General features: G+C 65.1%; 22 protein-coding genes. 12 read left to right on the top strand and 10 right to left on the bottom strand.

From position 1 onward, the window contains the following. Positions 1-62: 62 nt before the first annotated feature. Entirely contained in the window at positions 63-1,127 is a 1,065-nt protein-coding gene (locus J2X62_RS01150; RefSeq protein WP_027496223.1) for a TerC family protein, read from the bottom strand. Positions 1,128-1,439: 312 nt separating this feature from the next. Then, positions 1,440-2,654 (bottom strand): helix-turn-helix domain-containing protein, encoded by a 1,215-nt coding sequence (locus tag J2X62_RS01145; RefSeq protein WP_310176403.1) that lies wholly within the window; start codon positions 2,652-2,654, stop codon positions 1,440-1,442. 215 nt (positions 2,655-2,869) lie between these two features. Here J2X62_RS01145 and J2X62_RS01140 point away from each other — a divergent pair, with 215 nt between their 5' ends. Beyond that, positions 2,870-4,309: an amino acid permease gene (locus J2X62_RS01140; protein WP_027496225.1), complete on the top strand. Its 1,440-nt coding sequence runs from the start codon at positions 2,870-2,872 to the stop codon at positions 4,307-4,309. Beyond that, positions 4,306-5,205, top strand: a complete 900-nt coding sequence (locus J2X62_RS01135; RefSeq protein WP_027496226.1) for a universal stress protein — start codon at positions 4,306-4,308, stop codon at positions 5,203-5,205. The genes J2X62_RS01140 and J2X62_RS01135 overlap by 4 nt, the downstream gene beginning before the upstream one ends. A gap of 7 nt (positions 5,206-5,212) precedes the next feature. On the opposite strand, the gene speB is transcribed toward J2X62_RS01135, so the two are convergent. After that, complete coding sequence (speB, locus tag J2X62_RS01130) at positions 5,213-6,172, bottom strand: agmatinase (protein ID WP_027496227.1); 960 nt, start codon at positions 6,170-6,172, stop codon at positions 5,213-5,215. A 115-nt stretch (positions 6,173-6,287) separates the two neighbouring features. On the opposite strand from speB, the gene J2X62_RS01125 reads away from it, so the two are divergent. From J2X62_RS01125 to J2X62_RS01115, 3 genes are read left to right on the top strand one after another with little or no spacing between them, the layout of a single operon-like run. Continuing rightward, positions 6,288-6,920 (top strand): helix-turn-helix domain-containing protein, encoded by a 633-nt coding sequence (locus tag J2X62_RS01125; protein WP_283549792.1) that lies wholly within the window; start codon positions 6,288-6,290, stop codon positions 6,918-6,920. Further along, on the top strand, positions 6,917-7,762 hold the full coding sequence (locus tag J2X62_RS01120; protein WP_032366256.1) for a carbon-nitrogen hydrolase family protein: 846 nt from the start codon (positions 6,917-6,919) through the stop codon (positions 7,760-7,762). Before J2X62_RS01125 ends, J2X62_RS01120 begins: the two co-directional genes overlap by 4 nt. Then, positions 7,759-9,444 carry an NAD(P)/FAD-dependent oxidoreductase gene (locus J2X62_RS01115; RefSeq protein WP_310176394.1) on the top strand — a complete coding sequence of 562 codons (1,686 nt, stop codon included), beginning with the start codon at positions 7,759-7,761 and terminating at the stop codon, positions 9,442-9,444. Before J2X62_RS01120 ends, J2X62_RS01115 begins: the two co-directional genes overlap by 4 nt. Here the strand turns inward: J2X62_RS01115 and J2X62_RS01110 are convergent. Together J2X62_RS01110 and J2X62_RS01105 are read right to left on the bottom strand one after the other, a co-directional pair. Beyond that, the gene (locus J2X62_RS01110; protein WP_037219192.1) at positions 9,441-10,151 is read right to left on the bottom strand and encodes a YoaK family protein; all 711 of its coding nucleotides are present in this window, start codon (positions 10,149-10,151) and stop codon (positions 9,441-9,443) included. The two genes, J2X62_RS01115 and J2X62_RS01110, sit on opposite strands and share 4 nt — an antisense overlap. A 28-nt stretch (positions 10,152-10,179) precedes the next feature. After that, positions 10,180-11,676, bottom strand: coding sequence for a PucR family transcriptional regulator (locus tag J2X62_RS01105; RefSeq protein ID WP_310176391.1), 1,497 nt, complete (start codon positions 11,674-11,676; stop codon positions 10,180-10,182). Between the two features lie 129 nt (positions 11,677-11,805). On the opposite strand from J2X62_RS01105, the gene gabT reads away from it, so the two are divergent. Together gabT and J2X62_RS01095 are read left to right on the top strand one after the other, a co-directional pair. Next, positions 11,806-13,170: a 4-aminobutyrate--2-oxoglutarate transaminase gene (gene gabT / locus J2X62_RS01100; RefSeq protein WP_032371094.1), complete on the top strand. Its 1,365-nt coding sequence runs from the start codon at positions 11,806-11,808 to the stop codon at positions 13,168-13,170. A 1-nt stretch (position 13,171) separates the two neighbouring features. After that, positions 13,172-14,623 carry an NAD-dependent succinate-semialdehyde dehydrogenase gene (locus J2X62_RS01095; protein WP_032366251.1) on the top strand — a complete coding sequence of 484 codons (1,452 nt, stop codon included), beginning with the start codon at positions 13,172-13,174 and terminating at the stop codon, positions 14,621-14,623. A 111-nt stretch (positions 14,624-14,734) separates the two neighbouring features. Here the strand turns inward: J2X62_RS01095 and J2X62_RS01090 are convergent, their stop codons facing one another. Beyond that, positions 14,735-15,763 (bottom strand): Glu/Leu/Phe/Val dehydrogenase dimerization domain-containing protein, encoded by a 1,029-nt coding sequence (locus J2X62_RS01090; protein WP_310176387.1) that lies wholly within the window; start codon positions 15,761-15,763, stop codon positions 14,735-14,737. 283 nt (positions 15,764-16,046) lie between these two features. Further along, entirely contained in the window at positions 16,047-16,526 is a 480-nt protein-coding gene (locus J2X62_RS01085) for an Lrp/AsnC family transcriptional regulator (RefSeq protein WP_027496234.1), read from the bottom strand. Between the two features lie 134 nt (positions 16,527-16,660). On the opposite strand from J2X62_RS01085, the gene pdhA reads away from it, so the two are divergent. Genes pdhA through J2X62_RS01070 form a run of 3 tightly spaced genes read left to right on the top strand, consistent with a single transcriptional unit; the run spans position 16,661 to position 20,148 of the window. Then, positions 16,661-17,743 carry a pyruvate dehydrogenase (acetyl-transferring) E1 component subunit alpha gene (gene pdhA / locus J2X62_RS01080; RefSeq protein ID WP_310176385.1) on the top strand — a complete coding sequence of 361 codons (1,083 nt, stop codon included), beginning with the start codon at positions 16,661-16,663 and terminating at the stop codon, positions 17,741-17,743. After that, entirely contained in the window at positions 17,740-18,741 is a 1,002-nt protein-coding gene (locus J2X62_RS01075; protein ID WP_310176383.1) for an alpha-ketoacid dehydrogenase subunit beta, read from the top strand. The genes pdhA and J2X62_RS01075 overlap by 4 nt, the downstream gene beginning before the upstream one ends. A 57-nt stretch (positions 18,742-18,798) precedes the next feature. After that, positions 18,799-20,148, top strand: a complete 1,350-nt coding sequence (locus J2X62_RS01070) for a dihydrolipoamide acetyltransferase family protein (RefSeq protein WP_310176381.1) — start codon at positions 18,799-18,801, stop codon at positions 20,146-20,148. 32 nt (positions 20,149-20,180) lie between these two features. Here J2X62_RS01070 and J2X62_RS01065 read toward each other — a convergent pair whose 3' ends face one another. After that, positions 20,181-21,650 carry an MDR family MFS transporter gene (locus tag J2X62_RS01065; protein ID WP_310176379.1) on the bottom strand — a complete coding sequence of 490 codons (1,470 nt, stop codon included), beginning with the start codon at positions 21,648-21,650 and terminating at the stop codon, positions 20,181-20,183. Between the two features lie 110 nt (positions 21,651-21,760). Here J2X62_RS01065 and J2X62_RS01060 point away from each other — a divergent pair, with 110 nt between their 5' ends. Beyond that, positions 21,761-22,408 carry a helix-turn-helix domain-containing protein gene (locus tag J2X62_RS01060; RefSeq protein ID WP_310176376.1) on the top strand — a complete coding sequence of 216 codons (648 nt, stop codon included), beginning with the start codon at positions 21,761-21,763 and terminating at the stop codon, positions 22,406-22,408. A 67-nt stretch (positions 22,409-22,475) separates the two neighbouring features. Here J2X62_RS01060 and J2X62_RS01055 read toward each other — a convergent pair whose 3' ends face one another. Together J2X62_RS01055 and J2X62_RS01050 are read right to left on the bottom strand one after the other, a co-directional pair. Further along, complete coding sequence (locus J2X62_RS01055) at positions 22,476-23,618, bottom strand: FAD-dependent oxidoreductase (protein WP_310176373.1); 1,143 nt, start codon at positions 23,616-23,618, stop codon at positions 22,476-22,478. Continuing rightward, the gene (locus J2X62_RS01050; protein ID WP_027496240.1) at positions 23,615-24,112 is read right to left on the bottom strand and encodes an Lrp/AsnC family transcriptional regulator; all 498 of its coding nucleotides are present in this window, start codon (positions 24,110-24,112) and stop codon (positions 23,615-23,617) included. Before J2X62_RS01050 ends, J2X62_RS01055 begins: the two co-directional genes overlap by 4 nt. A 172-nt stretch (positions 24,113-24,284) precedes the next feature. On the opposite strand from J2X62_RS01050, the gene J2X62_RS01045 reads away from it, so the two are divergent. Continuing rightward, positions 24,285-24,851: an antibiotic biosynthesis monooxygenase gene (locus tag J2X62_RS01045; protein ID WP_032366526.1), complete on the top strand. Its 567-nt coding sequence runs from the start codon at positions 24,285-24,287 to the stop codon at positions 24,849-24,851. The last annotated feature ends 33 nt before the right edge of the window (positions 24,852-24,884 follow it).

Raw genomic sequence — 24,884 nt, 5'->3', positions numbered from 1 at the left:
TCACGGCGAAGTACAAACATGCCCCGCCGGATCGATTCCGGCGGGGCATGTGTCGTGCGGAACTACTTGTCGAGTCGAGGCGAATCGGTACCCGACGTACCCGTCGACGAGGTGCCGGCGGTGGAGGTTCCGTCCGTCGGATCGACGATCGGACTGTCGGCTGCAGCCTTGTCGACCGCGTCGGCGCTGTCTTCCTCCGGGGGATTCTTCAGGCTCAGGATGATCGAGCCTGCCAGTACCACGACGATGACCACCAGGCTGACGAAGGACGGGATCTCGGGGATCGACGTGCTGATCACCTTGTGCCCGGCCTGCAGGATCAGCTTGACGCCGATGAAGGCGAGGATGATCGCCAGTCCCTTGGACAGGTAGTGGAACTTCTCGAGCAACCCTGCGAGCAGGAAGTACAGGGCACGCAGGCCGAGGATCGCGAACGCGTTCGAGGAATACACGATGAACGGGTCGTCGGTCACCGCCAGAACGGCAGGAACACTGTCGACCGCGAAGACCAGGTCGGCGGCCTCGATCGCCACCACGACGGCGAGCAGTGGCGTGGCCACCCGCTTGCCTGCTTCCTTGACGAAGAACTTGGTACCGGAGTACTCGTCCTGAACGGGGACGATCTTCTTGAGCAAGCGCACTGCAATGGAGGTGCCGGGGTCGTACGAGTCGTCCTCGTCCTTCATCAGCTTGTACGCGCTGTAGAGCAGGATGGCGGCGAAGACGAACAGAACCGCGGCGAACTTGCTGACGATGGCCACACCGGCGGCCAGGAAGATGGCACGGAAGACCAGGGCGCCGATGACACCGAAGAACAACACGCGGTGCTGGTACTCACGGGGGACCTTGAAGTAGCCGAAGATCAGCGCGAAGACGAAGAGGTTGTCGACCGACAGACTCTTCTCCAGCAACCATGCCGTCGTGTACTCGACTCCGGCCGTTGTTCCCAGCGTGAAGAACACCACGATGCCGAAGATGATGGCGACGCCTACCCACAGTGCGCTCCACCACGCGGCCTCCTTGAAGCCGATGATGTGCGCGCCGCGGTGCGCCAGCAGGTCGATGGCCAGCAGGATCAGGACGACGGCACCGAATGCGGCCCACGCCCACCATGGGACGACGTTCATGAACGTCCACCCTTACCGGTGAACTTCGTGCCCAATTGCTTCAACTTCGCCTGATTCTCTGGCTTGGTTGCATATCGGCGCGCTCGGTCGATCATCTGTTTGCCCTGAGGGCTGCGAGCGAACGCGGTCAACTTTTGTGTCAACGACGACATCTGTCCTGCTCCTTACGTTCTCGTTCGATCGGTATGTGGGGCGGTTCGACCGCAACTACTCCAGTCTGACTGTTTGCTTTACTGCAGGCAGGGTTGTTTTGCGGACATGTTTCAGCAGACTTTCTTGCCGACATCCGGCAATCTCGGCCTCAGGTGCGATTCAGGAGTGCAGGCCGGATCGCGGCCAGTCGAGCAACATCGCGCCGAGTACTGCCGTGTGCAGCGCAAATGCCTCGACGGGATTGCCCACATCTTGCCCGGTCAAATCTCTTATTCGCGACAATCTGTACGTGACCGCGCGCACTGACAGATGCATCCGGCGTGCGGTGGACGCCGAGTTCGCGCCGGTCTCGAAGTACACCTGCAATGTTTCCAGCAGTGGGCCTGCTCCGCCCCGAGCGCTCGTCAACGGGGTCAGCAACGTCTCGACCAGATCGGCGATCGCGGCGCGATCACTGATCAGAACGCGATAGACGAGCAGATCACGGGCGTCGACAACGGGTGTGTCGAGCCCCAGCGACGACGCGAGGTCGAGCGCGTCCAGGGCGTCTCGGTACGACGCCGCCACGCCGACTGCGCCGCTGCGTGGGCGACCGACTCCGAGCTGTATCCGTCCGTATTCGCCGCGACGGCGCAGGTCGACCGTATCGCTCGGGCCGGCTGCAGACGCACCGAGGACTCGTCCCACACGGGTGAGCACGTGGTCGACGGCCTCGCGATCGGGTGCCGGAAACACCACGATCAGCCGACCCTGCTTGGTGGCGACGAGGAGATCGGCGTCCCCTTTGCGGCCCTGCACGCTGCGTTCGACCAGCCCGATGGCCGACGTCGCGTCGGTGAACGGAGTCGTGGACGTGACCACGGCGACTGCGTGCGGACTCGACAGATCCAGCCCGAACGTCTGCGCACGTCCCAGGACACCGGCGACATCGGCCGTTCCGGAGAGCAGATCGTCCACGAACTCGCGGCGTGCCAATACCTCCACGCGAACCAGGGTCCGCCGGGCGAGCTGAAAGCCTTCGGCGAGTTCGGCCGCGGCGTCGTCGACGGCTCGAAGCATGACCTCGCCCGCGGTGACGACCCCGGCCGGGTCTGCTGCGGCGGCCTGCACGACGGGCAACTCGCGCCACAATCGCCACGCCGCCGACAGGTAGAGGTCGAGCAACGCGCGCAGAGCCACACCCGCTCGGGCTGCTTCGTCGCCGTGTACGCGGCACTCCCGAAGTTGCTTGCGGGTGAGCGGAACACCTGCGTCCACCGCATCGGTCACGACGTCGAGAAAGTTCCCCAGGAACGCGACGTCCAGGCCGCCTGCGTCCGAGGCCGCTTGCGCGGCCACCGCGTCGAGCGGTGTCGCGTCCGGCTGTGTGGCCATGTGTTCGAGGGTCTCCCATCCGAGTCGAGGTCAATGGTAGGCGGCGCTCACACCGACACCGGCTCGACAACGAGCTCGTGGACCGCGCGGCGTGTTCGGTGTGCGACCGGGTGGCTCGGGGAGCAGAATCACCGAAATCGCCTCGCGTCGGCTGCTGTACCGCCCGCGGCACGGTTCGGTCCGCACCGTTCGTCTTCACGTTGGGAGTCTCGACCATGACATCGTCGAACGGACCCGCATCGGGTCTGCGCTCGCAGTTGTTCCGCAAGAAACCGATCGCAGAACCGGACCAGCAGCCCGGTGGTCTGGAACGCACCATCGGGACGTTCCAACTGACGATGTTCGGAGTGGGAGCGACCATCGGCACCGGCATCTTCTTCGTGCTCTCGCTCGCCGTTCCCGAAGCCGGTCCAGCCGTGGTCCTGTCGTTCCTGGCCGCCGGAATTGCCGCCGGGCTCGCCGCTATCTGTTACGCCGAAATGGCCTCGGCGGTGCCGGTCTCGGGATCGACGTACTCATACGCATACGTGACGATGGGGGAGGTGGTCGCGATGGGTGTTGCGGCCTGCCTGCTGCTGGAGTACGGGGTGTCGAGTGCCGCGGTGGCGGTCGGCTGGAGCGGATACCTCAACGAACTTCTCGGCAATCTCTTCGGCTTCACCATCCCGCACGCGTTGTCCGCGGCACCGGGTGACGCCGATCCGGGAATACTGAACTTGCCCGCCGTCGTGCTGATCGTTCTGTGCGCCGTCTTGCTCATTCGCGGTGCGAGCGAGTCCGCAGCGGTGAACGCAGTCATGGTCGTCATCAAGCTGGGCGTGCTCGCGCTGTTCGCCGTCGTCGGATTCACCGCCTTCGATTCCGGCAACTTCTCGGACTTCATGCCGCTCGGAGCGGCAGGTGTCACCGCGGCGGCCGGCACCATCTTCTTCTCGTTCATCGGTCTCGACGCCGTCTCGACAGCCGGGGACGAGGTGAAGAATCCACAGAAAACCATGCCGCGAGCCATCATTGCCGCACTCGTCGTGGTGATCGTCTTCTACCTCGTCGTTGCGGTCGCGGCGTTGGGCACACAGCCGTGGACAGCATTCGCCGGGCAGGAAGAAGCCGGGTTGGCCGAGATTCTCCGAAATGTGACCGGACGGGCATGGCCGGCCACGATTCTGGCGGCGGGCGCGGTGATCTCGATCTTCTCGGTGACTCTGGTGACGATGTACGGGCAGACGCGCATTCTGTTCGCCATGGGCCGAGACGGGATGCTGCCCAAGGCGTTCGCGAAGGTCAGTCCCCGGACTCACACCCCCGTCAACAACACGATCGTCGTCGCGGTGATCATCTCGATCCTCGCCGCGTTCGTTCCGCTGGACAAGTTGGCCGATCTGGTGTCGATCGGAACGCTCGTCGCGTTCATCGTCGTGGCGATCGGCGTAATCGTCCTGCGCCGGACGATGCCCGACCTCGAGCGTCCGTTCAAGGTGCCGGGGTACCCGGTGACACCGATCCTGTCCATCGCCGCGTGCATCTACATCCTGTCCGGCTTGCGGTGGACCACATGGTTCTGGTTCGGGCTCTGGCTCGCCGTGGTTCTCGCGTTCTACTTCCTGTGGGGTCGGCATCATTCGGCGCTTCGATCGGTCGGAAAGGACGCAGAATGAGCGTGCTGATCGCGTTCGCGCCCGGCAAGGGAAGTGTCGGTGCCCTCGATCTCGGTGCGCAACTGGCCCGATCCCTGACCACGAACATCGACGTGGCAACCGTGGTTCCCAAGCCGTGGTCGACGCCGTCGATGGCCCGGGTCGACGCCGAGTTCGCGGACTGGGCGGCGTCGACGGCCACCGAGTCGGAGGCGAAAGCCCGCCACTACTTGGAGGAACGCGCACCCGATGTCGCCGCGTCGTTCCACCGGATGTCGCACCGCTCGGTGTCCACTGCATTGACCGAGGCCGCGGAGACCACCGGGGCGTCGATCCTGGTTCTGGGTTCCTCGGGGGACGGTGCTCTCGGGCAAGTCGTCGTCGGTTCCACCGCGGACAAGTTGCTCCATTCCTCGCCGGTCACCGTCGCGTTGGCCCCGCGCGGCTACCGCATTCGAGATCGGGCCGTCCTGACGCGGATCACGTGCGCGTTCTCGGGCGACAGTGAGGCCACCCGCGTCGTCGGGCCCACAGCGGAGTTGGCCCGCGACACCGGTGTGCCACTTCGCTTGGCCTCGTTCGTCGTTCGCGGGGCAACGATGTATCCGCCCGAGATCGGGCTGCGAGCCGAGGACGACGTAGCGGCCGAGCTCGCCCGAGGACTGAGCGAGGCGCTGACCGCGGCGGTGGACGACGCTGTCGCGGTGGGGTTACCGGCCGACCGCGTCGACACCGAGTTGGCCACCGCGGGCAGTTGGCGAGAAGCACTCGACGAACTGCACTGGCAGGACGGCGAAGTGCTGACCATCGGGTCGTCCGGGCCGTTGGGTCCGATCGCCCGAGTGTTTCTCGGTTCACGGGCAACGAAGATCATCCGCCACTCGCCCGTACCGATTCTGGTGTTGCCGCGCCGGTAAGTGCCCGCTACCGGTTCAGCGCCAGCACCGACAGCAACTCGTACGCGACATGGGCCGCCGCGATGCCGGTGATCTCGGCGTGGTCGTATGCGGGCGCGACTTCCACGATGTCGGCACCGACCACGTTCAGCCCGACTAGACCGCGCAGCGTGTTGAGCAACTCGCGCGAGGTCATCCCGCCGGCCTCGGGTGTGCCGGTGCCCGGAGCGTGCGCGGGATCGAGAACGTCGATGTCGACCGAGACGTAGACCGGGCCACCGTCGAGGCGACGACGCATCCGCTCGACGATGCTGGCCACGCCGTCGACCTCGTAGTCGTCGGAACGAATCACCTGGAAGCCGAGCACCCGGTCGTCCTCGAGGTCCTGCTCACTGTAGAGAGGGCCGCGGATACCGATGTGCTGGGAGCGTTCGAGGTCGATGAGCCCTTCCTCGCTCGCCCGCCGAAACGGCGTCCCGTGTGTGTACGGCGCACCGAAATACGTATCCCAGGTATCGAGGTGGGCGTCGAAGTGCAACACCGCAATCGGCCCGTGATCACGCGCGAGCGAACGCAGGATCGGGAGCGCGATGGTGTGGTCGCCGCCGAGAGTCAGCACCGAAGAGCCGTCGGCACGCAGGTCCGTCACGGCATCGTGCACGGTCTGCAGCGCTTCGGTGATGTCGAACGGATTGACCCCGATGTCGCCGAAGTCGGCTACCTGTTGGCGTGCGAACGGCGAGACCTGCAGGGCAGGGTTGTACGGCCGCAACAGTTTCGACGCCGCACGGATGTGGCCGGGTCCGAAGCGCGCACCCGGCCGGTAGCTCACCCCCGAATCGAACGGCACGCCGAGAATCGTCACGTCTGCCCGCGACACCTCGTCGAGCCGGGGGAGTCGCGCGAATGTCGTCGGTTCGGCGTAACGGGGGACCTTGGTGGCGTCGAGCGGGCCGACCGGGGTGTGTTCCGGGTTGTTCGCATTCATCGAGATGTCCCTCCGCAGTCGAGCGCCCGGCCGTCGAAAGGTCGACCATGTCGCTCGGCAAGCGTTACTCTGATGCTCGGTCTTGTCAACACAAGTTTCCTGAAAGGCGAAAAGGGTGTCTTCAGCCGCGCAGGTCGACGTCGATGCGCCACGAATCGGTGCGCGCCTGAAGGAGGCGCGCCTGAAGAAGCGGCTGACGCTCGACGCGCTCGCCTACACCTGCGGGGTCACCAAGGGGTATCTGTCCAAGCTCGAGCGCGATCAGGTGAACGCATCGGTCGCATCCCTGGTTAGAGTCTGCGCCGCGCTCGACGTACCGGTCGGCTCGCTGTTCGACGACGCACCCGTCGGCGAAGTGGTACGCGCACAGTCGTTGCCGCGCATCATGTTCGGTGGAGAACAGATGACCGAGTATCTGCTGACGCCGGTAGGGGAGCGTCGCGTGCAGGTGTTGTTGGGGCATATCGAACACGGCGGCGGAAGTGGGTCCGAGGCGTACACGCTGCCGCTCGACGTGAGCTTCGTGTACGTGATCGACGGCGAGCTACGGGTGATCTTCGAAGCCGATCCCGGCGCGGACTTCGGCGGGGACGACATCTCTCTCGGGGCGGGAGATGCGTTCACGTTCTCGCCGCGCCGTCGGCACAGTTTCCGCAGCGACAGCAGCAGTGGGGCGCGAGTGCTGTGGGTGCTGGCACCAGCCCTGCCCGAAGAATTGCCGATCGGAAAGCCGGGGTTGCATCGGTGACGAACACCGTCTCGCTCTATCAGGGGCCGGAGGACTCCGGCGATGTCGAGGCCAACCTGACGGCACTCGATGCTGCGGCTGCGGCAGCCGCGGCGGCAGGTGCATCGATCCTGGTCACTCCGGAGATGTCGGTCAGCGGTTACGACATCGGTGAACTCGTCGTCGATCGTGCCGAACCGTTCGACGGGCCGATCTTCGGGAGGGTCGCACAGATCGCCCGTGCTCACGGCGTCGCGATCGTGTACGGATATCCCGAACGCAGCGGCGAGTCGGTGTACAACGCCGTTCAGGTCGTCGATGCGACCGGTAAATCGCTGGCGCGGTACCGCAAGACGCACCTGTTCGGTGAGCTCGATCGTGCCCACTTCACCCCAGGCCAGAAGTTGGTGGTGCAGTTCGACTTCGGAGATCTGCGCTGCGGTCTGCTCACCTGTTACGACGTCGAATTTCCGGAGACCGTCCGCGCGCACGCCGACGCGGGTACGCAATGGTTGATCGTCCCGACCGGTCTGATGTCGCCGTTCGAGATCATCGCAACCCACGTTGTTCCCACGCGGGCCTACGAGAGTCAGGTGTTCGTCACCTACGTCAACCGCTGCGGCACCGAGTCGACTCTGACCTATTGCGGCCTGACGTGCGCCGTTTCTCCCGATGGCACCGACATCGCCAGAGCCGGTGTGCACGAGCAACTGTTGACGGTGCACTTGGACCCCGCCGACCTCGACAGGTCCCGAGCGATCAACACCCACCTTTCCGACCGACGTCCGGATCTGTATCGGACGGCTCCTCGTCCCGCAGGGACCGCAGGCCCGGTACGAGCCGAGCAGGAGAACGACAGATGACCACACCCGTCACCCCGGACAGCGCGATCGAGCCCGAGGACGAACAACCGCTCACCATGTTCGGGCCGGACTTTCCGTTCGCTTACGACGATTACCTCGCCCACCCGGCCGGCCTGGGTAGCGTTCCCGACGCTGCACTCGGTACCCGAGTCGCGGTGGTCGGCGGCGGACTCGCAGGAATGGTCGTGGCCCGCGAGTTGCTTCGGCTCGGCCTGGAACCGGTTGTCTACGAATCGGATCGGATCGGCGGCCGCATGCGATCGGTGCCGTTCGAGGGACATCCGGGTGTGGTGGCCGAGATGGGCGCGATGCGGTTTCCGCCGTCCTCGACCGCGTTGTTCCACTACCTCGACTCCGTCGGGCTCGAGACGACGCCGTTCCCGAACCCGTTGGCCGAGGCGACCCCCAGTACGGTGATCGATCTCAAGGGCACCAGCCACTACGCCCGCAAGCTCGAGGATCTCCCGCCGATCTTCGCCGAGGTCGCCGACGCATGGAACAGAACGCTCGAGGAGCACGCCGAACTGATTCCGTTGCAGCGCGCCATCCGCCGGCGGGACGCGGCCGAGATCAAACGCATCTGGAACGAACTGATCGTGAAATTCGACGATCAGACCTTCTACGGATTTCTCGCTGCGTCCGAGCATTTCTCGTCGTTTCGCATGCGAGAGTTGTTCGGCCAGGTCGGTTTCGGAACAGGAGGTTGGGACACCGACTATCCCAACTCCATTCTCGAGATCCTTCGTGTCGTCATCACCGCAGCCGACGATCACCACCGCGGCATAGTCGGCGGGTCACAGCAGCTGCCGATGCGGTTGTGGACCGACACACCCGCGGACCTGGCGCACTGGCCGGCGGGTACGTCGGTCTCCTCGGTGAACGGCGGCACCACGATGCCGCGCGTCACCGAGATCAGGCGCACCGGGGGCGGCACCACGATCCACGACGACCGAGGAAACATCCGTACGTACGCGGCCGTGGTCGTGACCGCGCAGAGTTGGATGTTGCTCAGCAACATCAGATGCGACGACGATCTGTTCCCGATCGACCACTGGACCGCCATCGAACGTACCCACTACATGGGGTCGACGAAGGTCTTCGCACTCGTCGATCGGCCGTTCTGGAAAGACAAGGACCCGGTGACCGGGCGTGATCTGGTCAGCATGACGCTGACCGACCGGATGAGCCGCGGCACATACCTTCTCGATCAGGGCGAAGGAAAGCCGGGGCTGATCTGCCTGTCCTACACCTGGTCCGACGACTCGCTCAAACTGCTGGCTCTCGATCCCACCGAACGCATGAACATCATGTTGCGATCCCTCGAAGAGATCTACCCGGGTGTCGACTTTCGCAGCCACATCATCTCGACTCCGGTGACGCTGTCCTGGGAGACCGAGCGCGACTTCATGGGTGCGTTCAAGGCCAACCTGCCGGGGCACTACCGCTATCAGGAAAGACTGTTCACCCACTTCGTGCAGGACGAACTCGAACCCCGACACCGTGGCATCTTCCTTGCCGGCGACGACATCTCGTGGACCGCCGGTTGGGCGGAGGGCGCGATTCACACAGCACTGAACGCGGTGTGGGGCGTCGTACATCACCTGGGTGGCATCTCGGCACCGGACAACCCGGGCCCAGGGGACGTCTTCGACACCATCGCGCCGCTTCGACTGGGCGACTAACGCTTCGCTGCAGCCGATCGAGGTGGGCGTTCGTCGAACACGAACAGTGCCAGCGCGACGATCAGCATGACGGCCACCACCCAGATCGCGCGCAGAGCGAACAGCTCCACCGACACTGCGCCGAGTACAGCGCCGCCGAGAAACCCGGCGATGACCGTGCCGAACCGCCGAGCCCTGATCCCCGCCTCCCGATCATGCTCGACCACACGATGAAACGCCGCCATGGCCATGGTGCGGAGGTTGCCGGTCGTCATCGTCGTGTTGAACGGCGAATCCACCAACACCCGAAAGGTCGTCACCTGCACGCCCGCGACATGCGCGAGGATGACCGACACCACCGCATCGGGAACCATTGCCGGCAGAAACCCGACGATCACCAGAACCAGGATCTCGTAGCAGAGCACAGCCCGCACCGGCCTGCGCACGATCCTCTCGATCGCAGGCAACGCGATGAACTCCGCCGTCATGACACCCAGAACGAACGCCGTCAACGGCGGCAGGAACACCAGCGCCTCCACCCAACGCCCGCCCGCCACGTCCACGCCGAGCAGCACCACGTTGCCGGTCTGGGCACCGGCGAACACACCGCCGCGAGTGACGTAGGTGTACGCATCCAGAAATCCGCCCACTGCCGCCAGCAGCACTCCGAGCCGAACCGACTTCGCGGTGGCGACGGAGATCTGGGGTTCAGGACGAGGGGTGGTCATCGCGAAATCCTGACACAGAGGGGTGCACTCATGCCGCGAGTAGGGAGAGCAACAATTCCGCACGCACCCGCGCCGACGTGAGATCCACCCCCAGCAATTCCTCGCATCGTGTGATGCGGTTGCGCAAGGTGTGACGATGCACCGACAGGTGGGCAGCTGCGGTTTCCCAGTGCCCGTTGGCCTCCAGGAACGCCCGAAGCGAACCCACCAGATCCGCGGTGTGAGTGCGGTCGTACTCGGCCAGGACGGCGATGGTGACGGCAGCCATGGCACGCAACGATTCCCGAACCGGTTCCGACGCCAGCAGCATCGACCCGGTGAAGTGGACGACCCGATCACCGGGACCGGCCGCCGCGCACGCGAGCCGCGCTTGTCTCAGCGCGGTGGGGGCCTCGGTGATGTGCATGTCGGTGCCGACCCCCGCACACACCGAACGGGAAAGAGAATTCATCAGCTGCGCAACGAAATTCGCGTCGCCGCCGGGTAGCAGCATCTCGGCGCCGTCGTCGGTGGACCTGACGAACGTCGGCCGTGCGTGGGCGCGGAACTGAGCATCGACGGCATCGGCGATGGAACCCGTCCGCCCCGTCGCGCCGCGGAGAACCACCACGGTGATGCGTGAGTCGTCGTCGGCCGCATCGGCGAGATAGCTCGGTACCTGCGTGTCACCGGGGGACAGGAGATGCCCGTCGAGGAGAAGTCCGAGCGCACGCGAGTTGAGGGCCGTCTGCTCCGCGCGCAGGCGCGCGGGCTTTTCCAGTTCGAGGGTTATCAGCGACACCGCATGCCCGAGCAATATCTGCTCGACTCCCGTCACGGGCCCCTTCGTGCGAATCGCGAGAAAGCTCGGCGCACTGGCGGTGATCGGTACCGAGTGCAGGCTCACGGTGCGGCCCGGCTCGCTCACCGACACCGTCGCGGGCGACGACGACGGACGGATACTGGCGGCGATCTCGCGGGCCTGCGCGATCAGATCCGCCGCGTCGACCGGATGGAACGACTCGGTGCGATGTCCGATGAGCGCGACGGAGGTGGACGTGGCGACTGCCAATTCGCGCACGATCGCGTCGACGCCGCCGTGCAGTGCGGCGCGGGTGATGCGGCTCTGTACCGACGCCGCCCGCAGGACTTCCTCGTACTCCTGCTCGGCGATGCGTGTGGTGACCGCCCGAATGACCGCGGCGAAAGGAGTGTCGTAGGGAACCTCGACGACGGGTAGCCCGACCTCGTCTGCCGCGTCGAGAAGTTCTCGTGGAATCACGCTGTGCGAGAGACCGGTTCCGAATCCGAGGCAGGCAACCCCTGCCGTTCGGAGGGTGCGGACGTACTGCGCGAGTGCGGGGCCGCCGGAGTCGAAGCCGAGACCTGTCGTGAGGATCAGCTCGCCGCCGGACAACCACGGACTCGGATCGGTGAGCTCGGTCGCCTGCGCGAAGGTGATGGCGGCACCGCTGCGTTCGGGCCCGCCGCGATGACTCAGCCGGAGGTCGCGTTGTCTCAACAACCAGGAAATCTGCACACTCACCTGTCGCACTGTAATCGTGCCTGACGAAATGGCGTGTGCTTCTGCACCTGAATGTACGTATCGGCAGTCTCCGGTCGACCCTCACGGTCGCATACTTGCTGCACAGAGACCAACCCGAAAGGTGCGACCATGGCTTCGATCGAATACCGACTTCCGCAGGAGCGCAGGATCGTCACCGCGTTCCCCGGCCCGAAATCGTCGGCTCTGGCCGAGCGCCGCAAGGCCGTCGTCGGTGCAGGCGTTGCATCGACGTTGCCGGTGTACGTGGCCGACGCGGACGGCGGCGTCGTGGTCGACGTCGACGGCAATTCGTTGATCGACCTCGGTGCCGGTATCGCCGTGACGACCGTGGGTGCGTCGAATCCGGCTGTCGTTGCCGCCGTGCAGGATCAGGTCGCTCACTTCACGCACACCTGTTTCATGATCGCGCCCTACGAGGGATACATCGCGGTCGCCGAGAAGTTGGCCGAACTCACGCCGGGAGATCACGACAAGCGCACCGTCCTGTTCAACAGTGGTGCCGAGGCCGTCGAGAACGCAGTCAAGATCGCCCGGCACGCCACCGGCCGCTCGGCCGTGGTCGTGTTCGACCACGCGTATCACGGCCGCACGAACCTGACGATGGCTCTGACCTCGAAGTCGATGCCGTACAAGAGTGGATTCGGGCCGTTCGCTCCCGAGGTCTATCGAGTTCCGATGTCGTACCCGTTCCGTGAAGGACTCGGTGCCGACGGATCGGCCGTCACCGGTGCACAGGCCGCCGCCCGTGCGATCTCCATGATCGAAAAGCAGGTCGGCGCAGACAATCTCGCGGCCATCCTGATCGAGCCGATCCAGGGTGAGGGCGGCTTCGTCGTGCCGGCGGACGGCTTCCTGCCTGCGCTGACCGAGTGGGCGCGCAAGCACGATGTCGTGTTCATCGCCGACGAGGTGCAGTCCGGATTCACCCGCACCGGTGCCTGGTTCGCCAGCGAGCACGAGGGGATCGTGCCGGACCTGATCACCATGGCCAAGGGCATCGCGGGCGGTATGCCACTGGCCGCGGTGACGGGCCGGGCCGATCTGATCGACGCCGTGCATCCCGGTGGGCTCGGCGGCACCTACGGAGGCAATCCCGTCGCATGCGCCGCTGCGCTGGCATCGATCGAACAGATGGAGACCCTCGACCTCAACGCCCGCGCTCGCGACATCGAACGCATCGTCGTCGATCGGCTCACGGCGTTGATGCCGGAGGTGGGGATCATGGGTGAGGTTCGAGGCCGTGGGGCCATGCTTGCCGTCGAGCTCGTCGTACCGGGTGGACGTGAGCCGAACCCCGAGGCCACCAAAGCCGTTGCCGCTGCGGCACTCGCGGCAGGCGTGATCGTGTTGACGTGCGGAACCTACGGCAACGTCATCCGCCTGCTTCCGCCGCTGGTGATCTCCGACGAGTTGCTCGACGACGCACTCACGGTCCTCGAGAACGCACTGCGCGACGCTTCGAAGGGACTCTGACATGGCCGTCGAGCAGCTGTTGTCCTCGCTGCCCACCGACCTGTGGCTCGGTGGAAAGCAGACCCCCGCGCAGTCGGGCGCGCGATTCGCCGTCCTGAATCCCGCCACCGGTGAGGAACTGACCACCGTCGCCGACGCAGGCGCAGCCGACGGCATCGCGGCCCTCGATCTCGCTGCCGCGGCGCAACCGGAGTGGGCGGCAACGCCTGCACGGGAGCGAGCCGAAATTCTGCGGCGCGCCTTCGTCCTGTTGCAGGAACGTGCAGCCGATTTCGCTCTGCTGATGACCCTGGAAATGGGAAAGTCGTTGGCGGAGAGTCGCGGTGAAGTCAACTACGGCGGTGAATTCCTGCGCTGGTTCAGCGAGGAAGCGGTCCGAATCGGCGGCCGGTACACCCCTGCACCCGCCGGTAACGGCCGCATCCTGGTCACCAAGATGCCGGTCGGCCCGGTACTCGCGATCACTCCGTGGAATTTCCCGCTGGCCATGGGAACTCGCAAGATCGGTCCCGCGCTCGCAGCGGGTTGCACCGTCATCGTCAAGCCGGCCGAGGACACCCCACTGACGATGCTCCTGCTCGGCCAGGTGTTCGCCGACGCCGGATTGCCCAGCGGTGTGCTGTCGGTGCTCCCGGCCTCGGACGCTGCATCCGTCACCGGTCCGCTGATGGACGACCCCAGACTGAGGAAGGTCACCTTCACCGGATCGACCGGAGTGGGAAAGCTGCTGGTGCGCAATGCAGCCGACCGACTGCTCCGGACATCGATGGAGCTCGGTGGCAATGCGCCGTTCATCGTCTTCGAGGACGCGAACATCGATGCCGCCGTCGACGGAGCGATGCTGGCGAAGATGCGCAACGGCGGCGAGGCGTGCACTGCAGCAAACCGTCTGTACGTGGCCGAGCCCGTTCGCGAGGAATTCACCGAGAAGCTGACCGCGAGAATCGCAGCACTGACGGTCGGCCCCGGTGATCGCGACGGTACCGACATCGGACCACTCATCAACGACAAGCAGCGACGGACGGTGTCGGCACTCGTCGACGATGCCGTTGCCAAGGGCGCCCGCATCCGCACCGGCGGATCGGCACCCGACGGTCCCGGGTTCTTCTTCACACCCACTGTGCTCGACCGCATCCCGGCCGACGCGAACCTGTTGCGCGACGAGATCTTCGGGCCGGTTGCCGCCATCGTCGGATTCGAGACCGAGGACGAGGCCGTCGCCGCGGCCAACGACACCCGGTACGGATTGGTGGCCTATTTCTACACCGAGAGCCTCGATCGGGCTCTGCGGGTCTCGGCTGCTCTCGACACCGGCATGGTGGGGGTCAACCGGGGTGCCATCTCCGACGCCGCGGCCCCCTTCGGTGGTGTGAAGGAGTCGGGCTTCGGACGAGAGGGCGGCTCGGAAGGGATCGAGGAATACCTCGAGACCAAGTACATTGCGCTGCAGTAGACGGGCGCTGCAGTAGATCGCAGCGGTGCAGTAGATCGCAGCGGTGCGCTCCACTCCTGAGGCCAGCGCGGTACATGCGCTGCCGGGTGGAGCGCACCGGGCGTGCGGTCCCTATTCTCGGGCGGCCGCAATTCGCTTCTCGGCCAGTCGGTCCGCGGCTGCTCCGAGCAGGATCCCTTCGCTGCGTGCCATGGTGAATATGCCGGCGACGGTAGTACGGATCTGTCCGATCGTTGCCATCACCTCGGCCGAATTTCGTCCGCGCAGTTCACCTTCCACCTGAATCAAGCCGCCGGCGTTGGCCACGTAGTCCGGTACCCAGACGATGCCCCGGGCGGCCAGCAGCGATTCGACGTCGGGCGTGAGCAGTTGATTGTTCGCGGCACCGCACACGATGGACGCCGACAGCCGGTCCACCGAGGACGCGTCGAGCGTTGCTCCCAAGGCGCACGGGGCGTACACATCGATGTCGGCCCCGATGATGTCGGTTCCGATCGTGACGCCGGGGAAGTCCTGGGCGATCCGTTCGAGGGCGGGTTCGTAGGAGTCGCTCACGAGCACGTCGGCACCCGCTCCGCGCAGGAGCGCCACCAGGTTGTAACCCACCTTGCCTGCGCCTTCGACACCTACTCGTCTGCCGGTCAGATCGTCGGAGCCCCAAATCGATTCGGCTGCTGCCAGCAGGGAGAGATAGACCCCCAGGGCCGTCTGTGGACCGCTGTCGCCGGTGCCGCCCGCAGTGGTGTTCTTACCGACGACGTAGGCCGTTTCTTCGGCGACGATATCGAGGTCGTCGCTGTTGGTGCCGACGTCGCCTGCCGTGACGTACGTGCCGCCGAGCGATTCGACGAACCGGCCGTAGGCCTCGAGCAATGTCGGGGTCTTGATGACGGTCGGGTCGCCGATGATGACTGCCTTCCCGCCGCCCAGATTCACCCCTGCGACAGCCGCCTTGTAGGTCATCCCGCGGGAGAGTCTCAATACGTCGGTCACGGCGTCCTGCTCGCTTGCGTAGGGGTAGAAGCGAGTTCCGCCGAGTGCCGGTCCCAGCACGGTCGAGTGAATCGCGACGATCGCGCGCAGACCGGTGTCTCGATCGTGGCAGAACACCACGCGCTCGTGCGCGGAGTCGGATGGCATGTCGGGCCGGTCGAAGACACCGGGTGCGGCCGGTGCCGAAGCCGAATTCGCGGTCTGGGCAACAGAAGAGCGATGTCGAGTGGGTGTGACGGCAGAGTGGTCGGCAACGACGGACACAGTCGGTCTCTTTCGGTCAGGGGATGGGAGCAGATGCAGCGGCTACCCGGATGTCTTGTCCGTCACAGGGTGTCGTGCACGACGCAGACCGGTCAACCGGCATCGCTCGGACCGTGCAGATTGCGTGATGCGGTCGGTATCGGCCCGACGGGGATGGTCGGGGTGCTCAGCGGCGGCCGTCGTCGGCGAGCTGTTCGAGCAACGGCTTGGTTCGGTACTGAATCAGCTCGGACATGGCAATCGACATGTTGGTCCGCTCGACGCCAGGAATGTCGAGGATCAGGCCTGCTATGCGGTACAGGTCGTCGGCGTCGACCGCCGCAATGCGGATGTGCATGTCCGCGGCGCCGGACAGACCGAACACCTCGAGTACTTCGGGGATCGTGCGGAGGTGTTCGGTGACCGCTGCCAACGTGTGCTGATTGACCTGAGCGGTCACGAAGGCCTGCAACGGACGTCCCAGCGACTTCGGCGGAATACGGTGATCGATGGGGGTCAGAGACCCCTTGTCGTCCCACCGCCCGAGGCGTGCCTGGACGGTGTTGCGGGACAGGCCCAACGTGGTGGCGAGTTCGACGCCGGTGGCCCGAGGCTTGGCGCAGAGGGCGAGGAGGAGTCGGGCGTCGGTCTTGTCGAGATCGGTCATTGCGCACTTCCTGTAGCTCGGTCGTTACCCGATATTGTGCACACTGCGTAATTCTGAAGTCATCACTTGTGCACGCTGGGCGTCGGTGGTGTCCTTGTGAAGGACATCACATCACGACGGAGAGTGCCACGGACATGAACACCACCTCGCTGATACAGCTGATCAAGGAATCCGGAACGGTGGTCCGCAACGAGACGTATTCACCTCTGGTCGCGGACATCGACACGGCTGCGATGAAGGAGATCTATCGCGATCTCGTGGTCGTCCGGCGCATCGACGCCGAGGCCACCGCGCTGCAGCGGCAAGGCGAGTTGGGGCTGTGGGCTCCGTTGCTCGGACAGGAAGCGGCGCAGGTCGGCTCGGCCCGCGCACTAGACTCCGAGGACTTCGTGTTCGCCAGCTACCGCGAGCACGGGGTGGCTTACTGCCGCGGAGTCGATCCCACTCGGATGCTCCGTTTCTGGCGGGGATCGACCCTGTCGGGATGGGACCCGTACGAATATCGAATGACGACGCCGGCGATCATCGTCGGTTCGCAGGGTCTGCACGCGACCGGATACGCGATCGGCATGCAGCTCGAGGGTGCCGACGGCGCGGCCATCACCTACTTCGGAGACGGAGCGACCAGCCAGGGCGATATCTCGGAGGCTCTCGGGTTCGCGGCCAGTTTCCATGCACCGGTGGTGTTCTTCTGCCAGAACAACCAGTGGGCGATCTCCGAACCGGTCACCGTGCAGACCAAGTCCACGATCGCGGCACGCGGTGAGGGATTCGGCATCCCATCGGTACGGGTCGACGGAAACGACGTCCTCGCGGTGCTGGCCGTGACCAGAGCAGCGCTCGCCCGCGCCCGTGAGGGCAGCGGCCCGACGCTCATCGAAGCCGTCACCTACCGCATGGGGCCGCACACCACGTCCGACGATCCGACGAGGTATCGATCCGGGGCCATGGACGACGAGTGGCGTGCCAAGGATCCGATCGACCGAATCGAGAAGCTGCTCAGACGAATCGGCGTGTTCGACGACGAGTTCGTGGCCTCGGTCCAGCGGACGGCGGACGACGTCGCCGCCGATCTGCGACGTGGATGCCTCGAGACCGTCGAACCCGCGGCGATGACGGTGTTCGACAACGTCTACGCCGACCCACACTCTTTGCTCGACGACGAGCGTGCCCAATTCGCCTCCTACCGAGCTGGATTCGAAGGAGTCACGTCATGACCACCCTGGAACGGCCCACCAGCCTGCCGCTCGGCAAAGCCATCAATGCCGGCCTGCGTCGCGCTATGGAGAACGACCCCAAGGTGTTGCTGATGGGCGAGGACATCGGCAAGCTCGGTGGCGTCTTCCGCATCACCGACGGCCTGCAGAAGGACTTCGGGCCCGGACGAGTGCTGGACATGCCGCTGGCCGAATCGGGCATCATCGGTACCGCTGTGGGCCTGGCGATGCGCGGATTCCGTCCCGTGTGCGAGATCCAGTTCGACGGCTTCATCTACCCGGCGTTCGATCAGATCGTGTCGCAGGTGGCGAAACTGCACTATCGCACGAGCGGAAATGTCAAGATCCCCATGACCATCCGAGTGCCCTACGGCGGCGGAATCGGTGCAGTGGAACATCATTCGGAATCACCGGAGGGCTACTTCGCCCAGACCGCCGGACTGCGCGTGGTGACCTGCAGCAACGCCGCCGACGGCTACTCGATGATCCAGCAGGCCATTGCCAGCGACGATCCCGTGCTGTTCTTCGAACCCAAACGTCGATACTGGGAGAAGAGTCCGATCGACCTCGGCGTCGATCTCGACACCGCCTTTCCGCTGCATCGGGCGCGGGTGGTCACCGAGGGCACCGACATCACACTGGTGGCCTACGGACCGTTGGTGTCCACTGCCCGTAAGGCAGCCGAAGTTGCTGCACACGAGGGTATCTCGATCGAGGTCATCGATCTGCGGTCGCTGTCGCCGATCGACTTCGAGACCGTCGAAGCGTCGGTGCGCAAGACCGGGCGGCTCGTCGTCACACACGAGGCACCGGTCTTCATGGGCCTCGGCTCGGAGATAGCCGCTCGCATCTCCGAGCGGTGCTTCTACAACCTCGAAGCGCCGGTGCTGCGGGTTGGCGGATTCGGAACGCCGTACCCGGCGTCGAAGCTCGAGAAGTTCTATCTTCCCGACGTCGACCGGATCCTCGACGCAGTGGACCGCTGCCGTTCCCACTGAGCTGCAGTTTCGCCCCGATCACATTCTCTGCCGATACCGACCGAACAGGATTCGACGATGTCCACCATCAAGAGTTTTCCGCTGCCCGACCTGGGGGAGGGCCTCACCGAGGCCGACCTGTTGACCTGGCTCGTCGCGGTCGGTGACACCATCGAACTCAACCAGAACATCGCCGAGGTCGAGACGGCCAAGGCTGCCGTGGAATTGCCTTCTCCGTTCGCCGGTGTTGTTGCTGCCCTACATGTTTCCGAGGGCGACACGGTAGAGGTCGGAGTGCCGATCATCGACATCAGAGTCGGCGGTGACGACGAACCGGTTGTTTCCGATCCAGAGCAGTCCGTTTCCCCGGTTCAGACCACGTCGTCCGGGGAGGACGAGGACGAGCGCGTCCCGGTGCTCGTGGGTTACGGCGTCGCGAAGGAAGGCTCGAGCCGACGCGGTGGCCGCGTCGACCCACCCGCGGCGTCCGCTCCGAACGAGCAGAACGGAAAGCCGCTTGCGGCCCCACCGGTACGAAAGATGGCCAAGGACAACGGCGTCGATCTGAACGAGCTGCCTGCGAGTGGACGCCACGGCGACGTCACCCGTCAGGACGTGGAGTCGTACCTGCAGAGCGGGTCGGATGTGCGGAGTGACACCGATGTGCAGACTGACACCGACGTGCAGCTCGAGACCGAGGCGCAGCAGTCGGGATCCGGGCGGACCGGTCGAGAGGAGCGCACTCCGATCAAGGGTGTACGCAAGCACACCGCCGAGGCCATGGTGCGAAGTGCGTTCACTGCACCTCACGTCACCGAATTCGTGACCGTCGACGTGACCGAGACGCTCGAACTCCTCGAGTCGCTGCGGTCCTCCACACACTTCCGGGACGTGCGTCTGACACCGTTGGCTCTGGTGTCCAAAGCCGTTCTCGTCGCGCTGAAATCGAATCCGTCGCTGAACTCGAGCTGGGACGAGGTTGCGCAGGAGATCGTGACCAAGTACTACGTCAACCTCGGCATCGCGGCGGCGACACCCCGCGGATTGATGGTGCCCAACATCAAGAACGCACACGAGCTCTCTCTGGTGGACATCGCGCGTGCCCTGGCCGACCTGACGCGTATCGCAAAGGAGGGCAAGAGCAGTCCGGCCGATCTGGCCGACGGCACCATCACCATCACCAACGTGGGGGTGTTCGGAGTCGACGCAGGCACGCCGATCCTCAACCCGGGCGAGGCGGCCATCCTGTGCTTCGGGTCCATCCGTCGAACGCCGTGGGAACACAACGGCGAGATCGCTTTACGGTCGGTGACGACACTGTCGCTCTCGTTCGATCACCGACTGGTCGACGGCCAACAGGGGTCGGAATTCCTCGCCCTCGTCGGTCGTCTGCTGACTCACCCGATCGATCTGATCGCGCTCGGCTGACCGCGGCGGCGCGGTGTGGATGCCGCCGGGGTTCAGTGCACCGGTTGCGCCGACACGGCCTCGTCCCGATCACTGCTTGCCTGTGCTCGAATGAAGAACGACGCAGCCACCGCGACCAGTGACACCGCCCCACCGCACAGGAATGCGGTGTGGATGCCTGCCTCGGAACCACCCACCTGCGTTGCCCCGTCGGAGATTCGGGCCGCTGCGGTGTTCGACATGACGGTGACGAACAACGCGGTTCCTGCGGCTCCGGCCAGCTGCTGCACGGTGTTGAAGATTGCGCTGCCGTGCGAGTACAGGCGGGTGGGAAGGGATCCGAGCGAGGAGGTCATCAGCGGAGTCATGATGAGCGCGAGCCCCGCCGAGAGCAGCATGTGGATACCGACGACCAGCGGTAGTGCCGACTGTGCGTCCAGCACCGTCATCGACCACAACGCGGCGCTCACCACCATGGCTCCGGGAATGACCAACGGGCGCGGCCCGATTCGGTCGAAGATGCGGCCGACGAAGGGGGCGAGCAGACCCATCAGCAATCCGCCGGGCAGGAGCATCAGGCCGGTTGCGAGGGTGTCGAGTCCGCGCACGTTCTGCAGATACATCGGCAGGAGGATCAGGGCACCGAACAGGGCCATCATCGAGATCGCGATCATGCCGAGTCCGATGCTGAAGGTGGGCGTGCGGAACGGACGCATGTCCAGCAGCGCGCCGCCGCGTTCCTGGCGGGCGATCTGCCGCAGCACGAAGACGACGAGTGCGATCACTCCCACCACCAACGGCAACCAGACCGGTACGACGGACTCCTCGGCGGAATGACCGAGGCTGCTCAGGCCGTAGACGATGCCGCCGAACGCCAAGGCGGACAACACGACCGACGTGGGATCGAACGAGGGCCGTCCCGTCTCGGTCACGTTCTTCACCAGTGTGGTTCCGATGCCGAACGCGACGAGCGCGATGGGAAGCACCAGCCAGAACATCCAACGCCAATTCAACGAGTCGAGAATGACTCCGGAGATGGTGGGGCCGACAGCCGGTGCGACGGCGATGACGATGGAGATCACACCCATCATCGCGCCGCGCTTGTGGGCCGGGACGACGGTGAGCACTGTGGTCATGAGCAGCGGCAGCATGATCGCCGTCCCGCTGGCCTGCGTGATGCGGCCGAGCAGAAGTAGCTCGAAACCGGGTGCCGAGGCCGCGAGCAGGGTGCCGACGGTGAACAGGGTCATCGCTGTCACGAACACCTGACGCAGTGTGAAGCGTTGGAACAGGTAGCCGGTGACGGGAATGACCACCGCCATGGTCAGTAGGAATCCGGTGGTGAGCCACTGGGCCGTCGTTGCCGTGATCTCGAGGTCGACCATCAGGGTCGGGAGCGCCACGCTCATGATCGTCTCGTTGAGGATCATGACGAAGGCCGCGATGACCAATATGCCGATCAGTAGCTTGCTGCCCGGCGCGAGTTGCTCGTCGGAGGTGCGGTCGGTCTCGGGTGAACTCATGTGTCGACAAACTTTCGCGTATGGGATCGAAGCGTGCAATCGTATGTAGATAGCTTCAATCATTATGACAGTGACTGTCAACTTGACGAATGCTGGTAAGTTGACAGCGAATGACGACCGCAGTCGACGGATGGACGAGGATGAGCGAACGAGTGCCGGACCTGCGAGAGCGACGTCGCCGAGACACTCGGCTCGAGATCACCCGCGCCGCACTCGAGCTGTTCGAGAAGCAGGGCTGCGCCGCGACCACGGTGGACGAGATCGCGCGCCGAGCGGGGGTGTCACCGAGTACGTTCTTTCGCAGCTTCGCCTCGAAGGAGGAGTCCGTTCTCGGCATCGACCCTGACTTCGAGGTCGACTTCGACCAGTGGCTCGCTGCCACCGCGCCCGAGCGCATCACGCTGCCTGGAATCGAAGCGTTGTACGAGCAGTCCGTCGAGCGACTGTCGACAGCGCCCGAGGAGGAGCGCGACCGACTCCTACGCACTCGGCGACTGATCGGTATCGACGCGCATCTGCGGGCCGCAGCCTTCGCGGCCGACGCGATGACACTGTGCCGCGTCACCGATGCGGTGACCGAGCGCCTCGGCGACCACGAATCACGTTCGTATGCACGACTGTTGGTCGAAGGTGCCGGTATGGCCCTGCGCATCGCCTTCGACGACTGGGCGGTACGGATCGACGGCGGGCAGGATGCCGACCTGCTGGACATCTATCGGACGACAGTGCGCGATCTGCGACGCGTCGTCGCCGGCTGAGGTCTCACGTCGTGAGTGGAACTTCGTAGCCCAGGTCGAGTTTCCGCGCACGTGGCGCGCAGCGCCTCTAGCCGAGACGGCGGGGCGACAGATCCGCTTCGAGAAGGCCGCGCTCGGCCACATCTGCCGAAACCGGTTCTCCGCGAACGACAGCCGCGCCCACCCGGGCCAGCGCCGCGCACGTCTGGATTCCGTAGCCGCCCTGCCCGGCGCACCAGAAGAAGCCCTCGAGCTCGGGGTCGAACCCGACCACCGGGGTGCGATCGGGAACGAAGCTGCGCAGTCCGGCCCAGGACGAACGAACGTGTCGCGCAGTCAGGGTAGTCACCTCGGCGATGTCGTCGAACGCCCGCGCGATCTCCAGCTCGTCCGGACGGGCATCGCTCGGTTCGACCGCCGTCTCGTCGGCCGGCGAACACAACAGTTGTGCGCCTTCGGGTTTGATGTAGAACTTCTCGTCGATGTCGCTCAGTGTCGCCAGATTCTTTGTGTCCAGATCGTCGGGTGCGGCGACCATGAAGACCGACCTGCGCTTGGGAACCAAGCCGATGTGGCGGGCCCCGGCCATCGCACCGACGACATCCGCCCAGGCCCCTGCCGCGTTCACGACCAGTGGAGCCCGGTGAGTCGTCCCGTCCGAGGTGTGTACGTGCCACAGACCGTTCACGCGCTCGAGCTCGGTCACCGAGGCCTTGGTGTGGATCCGACCGCCCCGCTGTCGCAGCCCTCCGACGAATCCCTGATGCAGAGCATGGACGTCGACCTCCATCGAATGCGGTTCGTACAGAGCGCAATCGATCAGCTCGGGCCGGAGCGGTGGGAAGAATGTGCATGCGTCGGTGGGGGAGACCAGCTGCGCGTCGGGAGTGAGGCGACTGACGTCGGTGTACATCGCTTCGAGGGCATCGCCGCGTCCCGTGGCCGCGAATTGCAACAGCGGACGCGGAGTGAGCAAATCCGACCGGAAGCAGTCGGGTGGGTTCACCAGAAAGTCTCGGCTGGCGGTCGTCAAGGCGCGAATCGTGCTGTTGCCGTACGTCTCCAGAAACAGAGCCGCGGATCGACCGGTGGTGTGGAACGCCAACGTGGACTCACGCTCGAGCAGCGTGACACGGCGGTCGCCGGCGAGTTCGTATGCGAGTGAGACACCGCCGATGCCGCCGCCGATGACAACGACGTCCGAGAGGGCGGGCTGTTCGGTGGCGCTCATGGATGTCTCCTGTTCGGCTTCGGCGTGAACCACTGCGCTCCGGGGCCGACTGCTTCGTCGAAGATCAGCCACGTCCGCGTCGAGAGTATCCCGTCCAGCCCTTGCAACTTGTCGAGTACCAGGTGTCGCAATGCCGAGTTGTCCGGTGCGCGCACGAGGACCAAGGCGTCGAAGTCGCCGCCCATCAGGCTGACGTGTTCGACGAAGGGGAACGTGCTGAGGTCGTCGGCGACAGCCCGCCAGGAATCCTGCCGAATCGACAGTGCGACATACGCGGATGCGCCGAATCCGGCTTTCTCGTACGCGATACGGGCGGTGAAACCCTCGATCACACCTTCGTCGACAAGGCGGTCGACGCGAACGTAGGCATGTGCGCGGGAAATGTGGGTGGCCTCGGCGAGGGCCCTCATGGACATGCGCCCGTCTCGGCTCAGTTCGGTGACGATCCGTCGGTCGACGTCGTCGAGTTCGTATTCGGTCTCGCTCGGTGCCATACGTCCACTCCAGACCGATCGCGATGGAAGCTCGTGGACGAATAGTCACACAGCGGGCTTCAGTATGCCATCGGTCTGCAATCCGGTTCCTGATTTGATACTCGGTCCATTTCGACACAGTCTGTGTAGAACGCACCGACGACGAACCAGCGCAGGAGGGGACCCCATGGCCATGACCGACACGCTCGAGCACGTCACGACCTCGGTCGCACGACGCGTTCGCGAGGGACACGAGGCGGACTTCGTCGAATGGACCGACCGGGGCATCGACCTGGTGCGAACCTTCCCGGGCTTTCTCGGCGGAGGCTGGCTGCGCAGCTCGGCCGAATCCAGTGACTATCACGTGGTGTATCGATTCGAGACGCACGACCATCTCGAGGCGTGGTTGCGTTCGGAGGCGAGGCGCGATTGGCTCGGCCGTGGCCGACCGATAGCGGACGACGTTGTGACACATCGGCTTTCCGGCGTGGAGGGATGGTTCGAGCCACAGTCGAACCTGACCGACGCCGTGCGCGTCGTGGGCGGTCCGCCGCCGCGGTGGAAGCAGGCCGTGTCCATCGGTGTTGCGTTCTATGCCGTCAGCCTGTTGGTGAACCTCGTGATCACTCCACATCTGACCCACCTGAACGTGGCCCTGCGGACTGCGGTCGTAGTGATGATGTGCACTCCGCTGATGGTGTACGTGGTGATGCCGTTCGTCACCGCACGACTGCGAAAGTGGCTCGTACCGCGCGGTTGACGGCCACGGCCCTGCTCGTTGCGAGCCGAGCGG

The sequence above is a fragment of the Rhodococcus sp. 3258 genome (assembly GCF_031456475.1).
Lineage (GTDB): Bacteria > Actinomycetota > Actinomycetes > Mycobacteriales > Mycobacteriaceae > Rhodococcoides > Rhodococcoides fascians.
Note: the sequence above shows the minus strand (reverse complement) of the source record. Positions and strands in the feature narration are given on the sequence as shown.